The organism is Marinimicrobium sp. UBA4209, from assembly GCF_002381585.1.
GTDB lineage: Bacteria > Pseudomonadota > Gammaproteobacteria > Pseudomonadales > Cellvibrionaceae > Marinimicrobium > Marinimicrobium koreense.
This window is the reverse complement of record NZ_DFTP01000044.1, coordinates 18,563-30,026: the sequence shown is the minus strand read 5'-3', so window position 1 is coordinate 30,026 and position 11,464 is coordinate 18,563. Positions and strand designations below refer to the sequence as shown.

General features: G+C 61.7%; 12 protein-coding genes and 1 other RNA gene. 1 reads left to right on the top strand and 12 read right to left on the bottom strand.

Translation table 11 applies throughout. The annotated features are described in order from the left end of the window. Positions 1-38: 38 nt before the first annotated feature. The 12 genes from B3187_RS06185 to B3187_RS06130 all read right to left on the bottom strand — a co-directional run bounded on the left by B3187_RS06185 (position 39) and on the right by B3187_RS06130 (position 10,779). Positions 39-506, bottom strand: a complete 468-nt coding sequence (locus tag B3187_RS06185) for a Dps family protein (protein WP_024459655.1) — start codon at positions 504-506, stop codon at positions 39-41. A gap of 152 nt (positions 507-658) precedes the next feature. Beyond that, a complete protein-coding gene (locus B3187_RS06180; protein ID WP_286805149.1) occupies positions 659-2,737 on the bottom strand; it encodes a vWA domain-containing protein in 2,079 nt (692 codons plus the stop codon). 2 nt (positions 2,738-2,739) lie between these two features. Continuing rightward, positions 2,740-3,411 carry a YEATS-associated helix-containing protein gene (locus tag B3187_RS06175; protein ID WP_123636946.1) on the bottom strand — a complete coding sequence of 224 codons (672 nt, stop codon included), beginning with the start codon at positions 3,409-3,411 and terminating at the stop codon, positions 2,740-2,742. Positions 3,412-3,515: 104 nt separating this feature from the next. After that, a complete protein-coding gene (locus B3187_RS06170; protein ID WP_286805146.1) occupies positions 3,516-3,860 on the bottom strand; it encodes a hypothetical protein in 345 nt (114 codons plus the stop codon). Between the two features lie 59 nt (positions 3,861-3,919). Further along, entirely contained in the window at positions 3,920-4,360 is a 441-nt protein-coding gene (locus B3187_RS06165) for a YcgN family cysteine cluster protein (RefSeq protein WP_123636944.1), read from the bottom strand. Positions 4,361-4,363: 3 nt separating this feature from the next. Further along, positions 4,364-4,657 carry a YcgL domain-containing protein gene (locus B3187_RS06160; RefSeq protein ID WP_286805144.1) on the bottom strand — a complete coding sequence of 98 codons (294 nt, stop codon included), beginning with the start codon at positions 4,655-4,657 and terminating at the stop codon, positions 4,364-4,366. After that, positions 4,654-5,820 (bottom strand): ribonuclease D, encoded by a 1,167-nt coding sequence (rnd, locus tag B3187_RS06155; protein ID WP_286805142.1) that lies wholly within the window; start codon positions 5,818-5,820, stop codon positions 4,654-4,656. Before rnd ends, B3187_RS06160 begins: the two co-directional genes overlap by 4 nt. Beyond that, positions 5,817-6,419, bottom strand: coding sequence for a recombination mediator RecR (recR, locus tag B3187_RS06150; protein ID WP_123636942.1), 603 nt, complete (start codon positions 6,417-6,419; stop codon positions 5,817-5,819). The genes rnd and recR overlap by 4 nt, the downstream gene beginning before the upstream one ends. A 9-nt stretch (positions 6,420-6,428) precedes the next feature. After that, the gene (locus B3187_RS06145) at positions 6,429-6,749 is read right to left on the bottom strand and encodes a YbaB/EbfC family nucleoid-associated protein (RefSeq protein ID WP_123636941.1); all 321 of its coding nucleotides are present in this window, start codon (positions 6,747-6,749) and stop codon (positions 6,429-6,431) included. Positions 6,750-6,772: 23 nt separating this feature from the next. Continuing rightward, positions 6,773-8,887, bottom strand: coding sequence for a DNA polymerase III subunit gamma/tau (dnaX, locus tag B3187_RS06140; protein ID WP_123636940.1), 2,115 nt, complete (start codon positions 8,885-8,887; stop codon positions 6,773-6,775). Positions 8,888-9,039: 152 nt separating this feature from the next. Continuing rightward, an RNA gene (gene ffs / locus B3187_RS06135) (signal recognition particle sRNA small type) lies at positions 9,040-9,135 on the bottom strand. Between the two features lie 102 nt (positions 9,136-9,237). Further along, entirely contained in the window at positions 9,238-10,779 is a 1,542-nt protein-coding gene (locus B3187_RS06130; RefSeq protein WP_286805138.1) for an AbgT family transporter, read from the bottom strand. Between the two features lie 138 nt (positions 10,780-10,917). Here B3187_RS06130 and tpx point away from each other — a divergent pair, with 138 nt between their 5' ends. Then, positions 10,918-11,415, top strand: a complete 498-nt coding sequence (gene tpx, locus B3187_RS06125; protein ID WP_123636938.1) for a thiol peroxidase — start codon at positions 10,918-10,920, stop codon at positions 11,413-11,415. Positions 11,416-11,464: the final 49 nt, after the last annotated feature.

Below are 11,464 nucleotides of genomic sequence, written 5' to 3'. Positions count from 1 at the left end.
AGCCCGCATCCGCCGTTACCAAACGCCCATGATTCACATTATTCGAGCAGACTACGCAGCATCCAGGCGGTTTTTTCGTGGAGTTGGATGCGCTGGGTGAGGAGGTCGGCGGTGGCTTCGTCGCTGGCTGACTCTACCACCGGGAACAGCGAGCGGGCGGTGCGGACCACCGCTTCATGCCCTTCGACGGAACGTTTAATCATATCTGTCGCACTCGGAACACCCGGTTCCTCTTTGATGCTGCTCAGCTCGGAAAACTCCTTATAAGTACCCGGCGCCGGGAAACCGATCGAACGGATACGCTCCGCGATCACATCCACCGCCTCGGCCAGCTCAGTGTAATGCTCCTCGAACATGATGTGCAGTGTCTGGAACATCGGGCCGGTGACGTTCCAGTGGAAATTGTGGGTCTTCAGATACAAGGTATAACTGTCCGCCAGCAACCGCGACAAGCCTTCCGCAATCTGCTCACGATCACTCTGTTTGATACCAATATCGATTTCCATGACCTTCTCCTCAATGGATGAATAGCGGCCCCACCTGACGGGGCCCCGATTGAATTAGCTTAATTGGATGTATGCGTGCGGAACAGCGCCTTTTCAAGGCTGGGGCGCAAATACACTTTTATCACATTGATAGCATCACGCTATGCGACATTTTACCGGCCGTTCGGGTCATCACTGTTATCGTCAAACAGCTGATCGTCACCCAAAGGGAAAAGCGACTCTTCCTCGTCCGCTGACGCCGGCTTGGGCGGCGGCGGTTGCGTCGGCGCGGGTGTGTCGGGTGAATCGCTGGGCGACTCCAGTTCCGACTCGAGTTGCTGCATGGGGGGAGGTGCGCCGGTGTCAGACGGCGCGGGTTCATCGTCGGTGTCATCCAACACCTGGGTTTTGCGCCCACCCATGATGGCGCGATAGCCAAAATAAGCGAGCACCAGAAGCAGGCCGTTGGCCAGCACCAGGCTGCCGGCCAGCAGCAGCGGGTGCGTAGGCTCCCGCGGCTCGGCGGTTGCGGTTTCCGGGCCGGCGGGTTCGGTGTCGACCACACTGGGCTGCCCCAACGTCAGGGTCGAGGGCGGTGGCTCGCTGTCCTGTCCCTGTCGTGCGCGCTCGGCGGCGGCCACACTGTCATCCAGTTCTTCGCGCAGCGAACCGATCGCATCGCCCAGCGGGTCCGGCTGCGGATCCCCCTCTTCCGGGTAGGTAAAGTACTGGGTCGGCAGATGCTCTTCAAACGCTCGCCCGTCCACTGTCTGACCGCTGGCCTGCAATGAAATCCGGTAGTTGGCCCGCTCCTCGGGACTCAACGTATGGCGCCAGATACCGGGGCTTTCGGCCTTCAGGGTAAGCACTTCACTGTGCCCGCCCGAGTGGCGGATGTGAACCACCACATCAGTTTGCCCGGGGTTGATGGTCTCTTTGCCGTCCACCATCAGATCCCAGTGCACATTGTCCCCGTCAAGCCGCTTGGTCAGGCTGACATCAAACTGGGAGGCCACAGTCATTCGGTGCGTGAACAGCCGCTCAAAGCTCTTGCCATCGAGTGTCAGCCGCAGCTCATAATCCCCGGGGCGACGGGGTGCCGGCAGCACCAACTCATAACGCCCGTCTTCGGGAGGAGGCCCCTGCCAGGTTTTCAGGGCCAACTCACTTTCGACCGTACCGCTGAGCTCCAGCGTCAAGGTCAAAAGATCCAGCAGTGCGGGGTTACTGACAATGCCCCTCTGGTCCTTCAGATAAAAATTGACCGGAATCGGCTCGCCAACATTGATGTTGTTGACCAGGGGCTCTACCACCAGTTGCAGGTTACTGATGATGGTCAGCCGGCTGTGCGGTTGCAGTTGCGCGTTGATCTCCCAGCGACCGGGGGATGGATCGGTCACCGTGATCAGATCGTAGTCCGGGGTGCCGTACCAGTGCAGATCGGGGCGCTCGGAGGCGGCATGATAGCGAAGGCCATCGGGTGAGGTGAGCTCGGTGGCGTCCTGATCCGGCGCCTTGCGCACCAGAGCGGTAAACTCCTGGATACTGTCATCGATCAGGAACAGCCCACCGGTAATTGGCAGACGCTCGGCGGGCACCGTCTGCTGAAAAATCTGCAGCAGGCTGTCCATCAGCTGTTCGGCGTTGCGCGCTTTGCTGAACAGACCATCCGAACCACGAGCCATATCGCGCAACAGTGCCTCGTCGGTCTCATCCGAGAGGCCGATGGTATGAATCCGGTAACCCAGAGCGTGCAACTGGGGGACCAGCTCATTCACCACTCGCTGCTGCTCCCGGGCACTGATTCGCGGGTCCGGACTGACGTCCACCACCCCGTCGGTCAACAGGATGATGTCGGTGCGCGGGGCGGCGCCCTCCGAGCGCTCGGCTCGATCGTAGGCCGCGCCTTCCAGCGCCGCCCCGATATGGGTATAGAGGGCAACCGAGTTGATCTCACCGACGCGCTCCAGCGCTCCGGTCTTCCAGCGATCATCAACCTCCCGGTGAGGAATCAGGGCGTTGACCTCCTGCCCAAAGGTCCACACCCCCGCCCGAGCGCCCGGGGGTAACAGGCGCACCAGCAGAGAGAGCGCCGGGCGGCGAAGATTGTCCGGGTCGGTGCGCTTCATGCTGCCGGAGATATCCACCACCAGGCGGATATCGGCCTGCTCGGTCTGCGGTTCCTGGGCGGACAGCGGTACCAGTAGCACCAGCCCCAGGATCAACAGCGCCGCCCGGCACCCGGTTTTCATGGTCAGACCAGCAGGTCCAGCGCGCGGCGGCCCTTTTCGGTCAGGTACCAGCGCACCCCTTTGCGGGTATTGAGTTTGCCCGCCAGCTGTCGGTTGACCAGCACGTTCAGTGACTTCTGGATGGTCGTCTCGTCCGCCCCGGCCTCGCGACACAAGCCCGCCATGGAGCGATAGATGTGCCGCCCCACGCCAAGCGTCTTGAGAACCTTACTGGCGGCAATATCCAGTTCTTCGTTCGGATTCAGGGGGCCGGCGTTGTCATCGACATCGGTGTCCTGCTCGGTTTCGGTATCCAGCAGCGGCAGCAACTCCTCCTGCATGACCCGCAGCTCGTGCTGCATGGCCTCAACCTGATTACGGGCCACCTGCGCCTCACGCAGAATGCGTTTTGGGGTACTGGTCAGTACCAGGCGGGAGCCAATCGCCACGATCAGACAGAAGCCCGTGTAGATGAGCAACCGCGAAGGGTCTTCCTGGATCTGGGTGATCAGGTCACTCTGAACAAAGAACAGAATCACCGGTACCAGGAACGCCGCGCCGATACCCAGCACGATACAGCGCGGCAGCGCCGCCTCGTCATCACGCTCCTGGGTCAGTTGATAGTAGTTGATTAGCCCGCCGAAGACGCCGGCAATACTCATGACCGCCGCCAGAATGAAAATGTGATTTGCCATGAAGTTCTCCTGTGCAAACGCCCAACCCTCAATACTCAAAGAAGGCAATCGGTGTGAGCGTTTAATTACTCTTAGTTATAGCAGGTTTGCCCCAGACGGCAATCTCAGTCCGCCTCGGGCTGGGCGGGTCGGGGGCGCACGAGCAACTGGAAGATCAGCGATATGACCAGTGCCACCAACCAGACGCCCAACATGATCAGTCCGGACCGCGAGGCGCTGTCCAGGGTATCGAACAGGCCGTCGAGCACCAGCACAAACAACGCCGGAGCCAGGAAAACGGCGTCGTCAACCAACATTGGACCGGGTGTCAGCAACAGTGCGGCGGCCGACTCCAGGAGCAGGTGTCGCCACTCACGCCGAAATCCCCGGGTCACCCGCCAAGCGGTGACCAGAAGCGCCAAGGCTCCTACCAAATACACGATCCAGGCAAGGGTGTATCCCGTTGTCATAGGTTGTCGGCTCCTGTGTTCAGCTCTTGAGTATTCATCACTATCGAAGCGGCCCCGGGTCAGACCCAGAGCACCGCTCGCTCCTCCCATTCCTCTTCCGGCACGTCGGATTCCGAAACAAAACGTCCAGCAGCGGACACCCCGGCCCGGCGCACCGACGCGGGGTCGCCGGAGATCAGCGGATGCCAATCCGGCAGCGGGATACCCTCCGCCAGCAGCCGGTAGGCGCAGGTCGAGGGCAGCCAGTGGAAATCGGAGACGTCCTTCGGGCGCAGCACGGTGCAGTCGGGGACATTGCGTTGGCGGTTGGGGTAGTCGCTGCAGCAGGCCGTAGCCGAATCCAGATAACGGCAGGCAACATCGGTGTAGAGAATCTCCCCGGTATCTTCGTCCTCGAGTTTGTGCAGACAACACTTACCGCAGCCATCACAGAGGGACTCCCACTCCTCGGCGGTCATCTCTCCAAGCGATTTGCGCTCCCAGAAAGCCTGCTGTGCCAAGTCTCAATGCCCCAATTTGGAGTTGTGCAGGCGAACCTGAGCCGCCTCCGCATCCGCGTGGGGACTGGGCGGCATCTGCAGGTAATAACCGGGTTCTTCCAGGCAGGCCAACACACGCTCGGCGGTAGTACGCGCCAATTTACGTTCCGGGGTCAGCGCCAGCACCATGGCCGATTGCGGTGTGCCGAACCGCCGAAGCAGGTCTTCCGGAACCCGCTCAAGCCCCTCTTCGCGTTTGACGTAGAGGTACATGCCCTCTTCTTTCGGGCTGCGAAAGATCTCAACCAACTGTTTCATGAGGGCTCCTGTTGCGGCTCGACGTCCGCCCGGTGCGCTTCCGCCGTCTCGAGCAGACCCTGCCCCAGAAGCTCATGGCGCCAACCCTGTAGCCGCTCGGGCAACTCGAAGGACCCACCGTTGAGGCCGGAGCGGACAATGGCCTCGTATTCACGTTTGCGCACCAGCAGCTCCGGCGGTAAATCCTGGGCTTCCGCCAGTTCACGGACGTAGCGTTTGAGCGCTTTCATCAAGGGTGCCTCGGCCTTACCCAGGGGCGGCTCCAGTCGCTCGGGCCAGCCCGATTCCGGTTCCTCCAACGCCAGGCGAATCTCCGCCATCAGCGCCTCGCCCTCCTCTTTCTGGGTGTGGGCGGGCACCTCCTTGAGCGTGCGCAACTGGGCCAGGTCAGTGGGTTGACGGCGAGCCAGTTCCCACAGGCCATTTTCCTTGATCAGCCGGTTGCGCGGTCGATCGCGCTCTCGCGCCTCCCGCTCACGCCAGGCACTGAGCCGGCGCAGCACGGCGAGCTCCCGCGGGCGCAACTTCCAGGCCGACCCCACCTTGCGGTAATAGTCATTGAAGTCTGGCGTGCTCTTGGCGTTCGCCACCAGATCAGCGCTGTCCGCTCGCGCCCAATCCAGGCGCCCCTGCTCTCTCAGGCGCTGCAACAATTTGCCGTAGATGACCAGCATGTGCGCCACATCGAGCGCCGCGTATTTTTTCTGAGGGACCGACAGGGGTCTCTGTAGCCAATCCGAACGGGTCTCTCCCTTGGGAATCTCGATGCCCAATAGCTGTTGAATCAGATTCGCGTAACCCAGGGAAAAGCCGAAACCGGCAAAGGCGGCGCCGATCTGGGTATCAAACAGTGGCTCGGGTACCACCCCCAACCAGCGTTGGAACACTTCCAGATCCTCTGAGCAGGCGTGCAGCACTTTGGTCACGGCCGGATTCTGAAACAGGTCTCTGAGCGGCTCCAGGTTTTCAATGGCCAGCGGATCGATCAGGTAACAGCCGCGGCCATCGCCGATCTGCAGCAGGCCAGCGATCGGGTAGAAGGTCTCCGAGCGCATAAACTCGGTGTCCACCGCAATGGCGCCCTGCTGGCTCCACCGCTCGCACAGCTCAGCCAGTTCGGCGTCCTGGTCAATCCAGATGGGCTCTGTGGGTATGGTCGTCATAAGGCCTTTCGACTGGAAAATGCGTGGGCTAGCGTGCCGCCGTCGACGAACTCTAGCTCGCCCCCCAGCGGCACCCCGTGGGCAATTCGGGATACGGTGACGCCAAGATCCTTGGCCCGCTCACTGATGTAGAAGGCTGTGGTCTCCCCCTCCATGGTCGGGTTGGTCGCGAGGATGACTTCGCTGACCGCACCGGTTTTCAACTGATTGACCAACTGATCGATGCCAATGTCTTCAGGCCCGATACCGTCGATCGGCGACAGGCGGCCGAGGAGCACAAAGTACTTACCCTGGTAGCCACCGGCCTGCTCGATGGCCACCACATCCGCCGGTGTCTCCACCACGCACAGGACCGAGCCGTCCCGCCGCGGATTCTCACAGATACCGCAGACTGGCTGTTCGGTTAAAGTGCGGCACCGCTGGCAGCGCCCTACGCCATCAATAGCCTGCTCCAGGCTGCGCGCCAGACGCGCCGCGCCGTCGCGATTGTGCTCCAGCAGGTGCAGCACCATACGCTGGGCCGATTTGGGGCCAACCCCCGGCAGACAGCGCAGCGAGGAGATCAGCTCGTCAATCAGTGGACTGAATACCGATGCCATAGTCGCCTCTTAAAACGGCATTTTGAAGTCGGGCGGAATGCCCATGCCGGAGGTCATGTTAGCCATTTTTTCCTTACTGTTGGCTTCCACTTTACGTACCGCATCGTTCACCGCCGCGGCAATCAGGTCCTCAAGGACTTCTTTGTCTTCGCTCATGAGGCTGTCATCGATGTTGACGGTGCGCACGTCGTGGCGCCCGGTCATCACCACTGAGACCAGACCCGCGCCGGACTGCCCGGTGACTTCCGCCTGGGCCAACTCCTCCTGCATCTTCTGCATGTTGGCCTGCATTTCCTGGGCCTGCTTCATCAAATCGCCCAAACCTTTCATAACTCACCTCATCAATAGCGCCCCTATTCCAGGGGCTGTACCGTGTCTTCGCGCAACGTTGCGCCAAAGTGTTCGACCAGTTGTTGCACGATGGGGTCCCTTTTCATGGCTTCAAGCGCTTCGACCCGGCTCTCTTCCTTCAACCGCATGGCCTGCGCCGCCGGTGTCTCGGCCTCGACCGTGCCCGGCTGAATACGCACGCGCACCGACTCGCCAAAGTAATCACTGAGCACATCCGCCAGTCGCTGTTGCTGACTCTCGTCGTAGATGGCGCTGTGACGTTCATCGAGCATAAAATTCAGCTCATTGCCCTGCCGCCCCACCAGCACACAGTTGGCGGCGGTGCTTTGCAGTAGGCCGGTGGCGCTCAACCCCAGATAGACCTGGGCCCAGTTGTCCGGACGGGTCTCTTCCAGGGCCACCTTTGGCACCGCCGGTTTGGCCCGGGCCGCGTTGGCGGGCTCGGGAGCCGGGGCTGCAGCGCCGGTATTATTCGGCCGTGCCGCCGGCGTCGTCGTCGGCGCTGATGCTTCATTCGGTGCCCGATCCGCCGGTTGCGCCCGCGCCGTGGGTGCCGACTGATAAGGGCCATCGAACGGCGGTACCTCCTCGTCGGCCCAGGGCGGTGGCTCTTCCGCGGCCGCACTCGCCGCCGGGGCGGCCTGCTCCGATACTTTGGGAGACTCGCTATGAACCGGCTCGGGCGTTTTCGGGAGCTCGGCCTCGACCGGCTGCCGAGCGGCGCTGGCCGGCTCGGAAGCCGGCGAGGAGACGCTGTCAGGGACCGACTTTGGGGCCTGGGCGGGCTCCTCCAACGCACCAGGCTGGTCAGTCGCTTCAGGGGTCGGGGTCGACGCTGCGGTCGGGGTTGGTTCCGACGCTCCCTGCGTCATCTGTTCGGCGGCCTGAGCCTGCGTTGCCTCGGCCGTCTGAGCCGTCTGTGTCTCGGCCGCCTGAGCCGGCTTGGGAATCTGCTCGGCCAGGCGCTCACCCGGGCTGGCCGGTGTGTCGCTGGCGCCTTGCGGTAATGCTTTCTTGGGAATATCGGCCAATCCCTGCGGTTTGAACGCCAGCATCCGCAACAGCACCATTTCCAGCCCCGCGCGCGGATCCGGCGCCAGTGGCAGGTCTCGCCGGCCGAGCAAGGCGGTCTGGTAAAACAACTGAATGTCCTCGGGCGGCATCTGCTGGGCCAGCTCGAGCACCTTGTCCCGGTCACCGTGGCTGTTATCCGCCGCTTCCGGCAGCGCCTGGGCGATGGCAATCCGGTGCAGCAGCGCCAGCAGTTCGGCCAGTGCGGCCGCATAATCGGGCGCCTGCTCGGACATTTGCTCTACCGCTCCGAGGAGCGCCCGGCCATCCTGCACCGCCAGCGCGGCCAGCATCTCGTAAATGGCCCGCTGGTCAATCGTGCCCAGCATGGCCCGCACTTCGGCCTCGGTGATTTTCCCGGAGCCGTAGGCAATGGCCTGGTCGGTCAGGCTCATGGCATCGCGCATACTGCCGTCGGCGGATCGCCCCAGCAGCCACAGCGCGCTGGCCTCGAACGGCACCAGCTCTTTTTCCAGAATTTCCTGCAGGTGCTGGACAATCCGCTCCGGGTTCATGTTTTTCAGGTTGAACTGCAGACAGCGAGACAGAATGGTCACCGGCAGCTTCTGCGGATCGGTGGTGGCCAGCAGGAATTTGACGTGCGGCGGTGGCTCTTCCAGAGTCTTGAGCAGGGCATTGAAGCTGTGCCCGGAGAGCATGTGCACTTCGTCGATCAGGTAGACCTTATAGCGGCCCCGGGTGGGCGCGTACTGGACGTTTTCCAGCAGCTCACGGGTGTCTTCCACTTTGGTGCGCGAGGCCGCATCCACCTCAATCAGATCGACAAAGCGGTTTTCGGCAATTTCCGTACAGGCGGAGCACTGACCACAGGGCTCGGAGCTGACGCCGCTCTCACAGTTGAGGCATTTGGCGAGAATCCGGGCAATGGTGGTTTTACCCACACCGCGAGTGCCGGTAAAGAGGTAGGCGTGATGAAGCCGGTTGTGGTCGAGGGCGTTAATCAGCGCCTGGAGCACATGCTCCTGCCCCACGGTTTCCCGAAAGGTGCGGGGGCGGTATTTGCGGGCCAGGACTTGGTAGCTCATGCCTTCCTCAGTGGATCAGAATATCAAAACCAGGGCGGGAGTATACCGGAAGATGCCCGGTGATATATACGGCGGGTGCAGGTCTACACCGCTGCGCTCGGCCCCTACGGGAACGACAGAATTATACCAACAAGGGGGGAGATGGGTGGTGACCTGACCAGCCACACCCCGGCACATGACTGACTGCTACCGTTGCTCCCTTCCGGGCCTGGCGGGGTTCACAGCTGATCATTGCGAGGGGACCGGAAAGGCCACCATAGTCGCTCGACGCCGGGGGAATCCCCCTGAAACAGCCGGTGGCTGTGGTCGAGTGGGGCGCATTATGCGCAGTTTGCCCCCCTATTGCAACCTCAATTGAGCAGCATCGACGCACCGGGCCCCAGGGGCAAACCGAGCCAGAACCACACCAGCATCAGTCCACTCCAACCCAGCAGGAACACCAGGCTGTAGGGCAACATCATCGCCATCAGTGTGCCGATACCCAGGTCCGGCTTATAGCGCTGAGCGAACGCCACCACCACGCCAAAATAAGGCATCAGCGGGGTAATGATGTTGGTGCTGCTGTCACCAATCCGGAAGGCCATCTGGGTCGCCTCCGGGCTGATCCCCAACAAAAACAGCATGGGAACAAAGACCGGCGCCAACAGCCCCCACTTGGCGGATGCACTGCCGACAAACAGATTGATAAACGCCGCCATAAAGACAAACACCAGCAGCAAAACACTGTTCGGTAATGCCAGGCCTTGCAGTCCCTCGGCACCGCTGACGGCAAGCAAGGTGCCCAACTGACTCCAGGAGAAATAATTCACAAACTGAGCGGCAAAGAACATCAGCACCAGATAACCGGCCATGGTCGCCATGGTTCCCTCCATGGCCTCCACCAACGCCTGGCTGCTGCCATACCGGCCGCTGACGCGCCCGAACAGCCAGCCGGCCACACCGGCATAGAATGCAATCAACACCACGATGCCTTGCATTGCCGCTGAACCGAGAAACCCCGGATTATTCGGGTCACGCAGCGGCGCCCCCTCCGGAACCGCCGCCACAAGAACAACCAGAACAAACAGAAGCGTCCACACCGCCACCAGCCAGAGGCCTCGACGCTCTGCAATTGACAGGGTGTGCTCCTCATCGGGAGCCGTTTCCGCGAGCCGCTCTGGGCCCTCGCTCCTGGCCAGGTGGGGCATCACCCATCGCTCAGTCACCCAGGCTCCAAGCACACTCAACACCAGGGTGGACACGGCGGCAAAGTAATAGTTGGCCTCAATACCCACTGTGTATTCGGGGGCGACGATGGCGACCGCCTCGGTACTCATTCCGCTGAGAATGACGTCCACCGGACCAATCAGCAGGTTGGCACTGTACCCGGCGGACACCCCCGCAAATGCCGCTGCGATACCCGCCAAGGGTGGTCGCCCCGCGGCGGCAAACATCAGGCCCGCCAGAGGAATCAGGACCACGTAGCCCGCATCCATGGCCAGGTTGGACAGAATGCCGGCAAAGACCACCATCCAGCTCAACAGCCCCTGCGGAGTGGACCGCACCAGGCGCTCCAGCAACACCCGCAACAGCCCGGAGTGCTCGGCCACCCCCAAACCCAGCATGGCCACCAGGACCGTGCCCACCGGCGCAAAGGAAACAAAGTTCTCAACCGTGTGAGTCAGCGCCCAGCGAATCCCCTCGGCACTCAACAGGCTGCGCACCGCAATACGCTCATCCTGCCCCGGCAGGCGGGTGGATACATCAAAGGCGGCCACGACCGCGGATACCAGTACCAATAACAGAGTGAGCCACAGGAACAGCATCGCAGGTGCCGGCAATCGATTGCCCCAGCGGGCGATGGCCGCCAAGGGGCCAGATGTGGCTTGAGAAGCGGGCTCAGTGACGCTCATAAACAATTCCGGTTGCGTTAAAGAATGGTAAGCGGCACTTGCAATCACACCGCACCAGCGTTGTAATGCATGTTTTACGGCCTGTCCAGCGCACAGGCCGGTTCGATTTCTCATGTCACCATCCAGCAGGAGCACAGCATGGCAACTGTTACATTGAAAGGTAACCCGTTTAAAACCAGTGGTGAACTGCCCGCGAAAGGCAGTGCGGCGCCTGACTTCACTCTGGTCAAGACTGACCTGTCAGAAGTCAATCTGAGTGACTTTAAAGGCAAGCGAGTGGTGCTCAACATCTTCCCCAGCGTCGATACACCCACCTGCGCGCAATCGGTCCGCTCGTTCAACGAGAAGGCCAGCGCCCTGGACAACACCGTGGTTCTCTGTGTCTCTGAAGATCTGCCCTTTGCCATGGCACGCTTTTGCGGCGCCGAGGGACTGGACCAGGTGATTCCCGCCTCGGCTTTCCGCTCCAACTTTGCCGAGAGCTATGGCGTTCGCATGGTCGAGGGCCCGCTGACCGGACTGGATGCCCGCGCGGTGGTCGTAGTCGATCAGGACGGTAAGGTCAGCTACACCCAATTGGTCAGCGAAGTGGCGGACGAGCCGGATTACGACGCCGCCATTCAGGCTCTTGGCTGATCGGCGCGCTCCGGGGTCCACGCAACACGCTACGGCCCCGCCCCAACAA

Excerpts from the sequence above, each read along its gene's own strand:
- B3187_RS06185 (WP_024459655.1), bottom strand. The coding sequence starts at position 506 with ATGGAAATCGATATTGGTATCAAACAGAGTGATCGTGAGCAGATTGCG.
- B3187_RS06180 (WP_286805149.1), bottom strand. The coding sequence starts at position 2,737 with ATGAAAACCGGGTGCCGGGCGGCGCTGTTGATCCTGGGGCTGGTGCTA.
- B3187_RS06175 (WP_123636946.1), bottom strand. The coding sequence starts at position 3,411 with ATGGCAAATCACATTTTCATTCTGGCGGCGGTCATGAGTATTGCCGGC.
- B3187_RS06170 (WP_286805146.1), bottom strand. The coding sequence starts at position 3,860 with ATGACAACGGGATACACCCTTGCCTGGATCGTGTATTTGGTAGGAGCC.
- B3187_RS06160 (WP_286805144.1), bottom strand. The coding sequence starts at position 4,657 with ATGAAACAGTTGGTTGAGATCTTTCGCAGCCCGAAAGAAGAGGGCATG.
- rnd (WP_286805142.1), bottom strand. The coding sequence starts at position 5,820 with ATGACGACCATACCCACAGAGCCCATCTGGATTGACCAGGACGCCGAA.
- recR (WP_123636942.1), bottom strand. The coding sequence starts at position 6,419 with ATGGCATCGGTATTCAGTCCACTGATTGACGAGCTGATCTCCTCGCTG.
- B3187_RS06145 (WP_123636941.1), bottom strand. The coding sequence starts at position 6,749 with ATGAAAGGTTTGGGCGATTTGATGAAGCAGGCCCAGGAAATGCAGGCC.
- dnaX (WP_123636940.1), bottom strand. The coding sequence starts at position 8,887 with ATGAGCTACCAAGTCCTGGCCCGCAAATACCGCCCCCGCACCTTTCGG.
- B3187_RS06130 (WP_286805138.1), bottom strand. The coding sequence starts at position 10,779 with ATGAGCGTCACTGAGCCCGCTTCTCAAGCCACATCTGGCCCCTTGGCG.
- tpx (WP_123636938.1), top strand. The coding sequence starts at position 10,918 with ATGGCAACTGTTACATTGAAAGGTAACCCGTTTAAAACCAGTGGTGAA.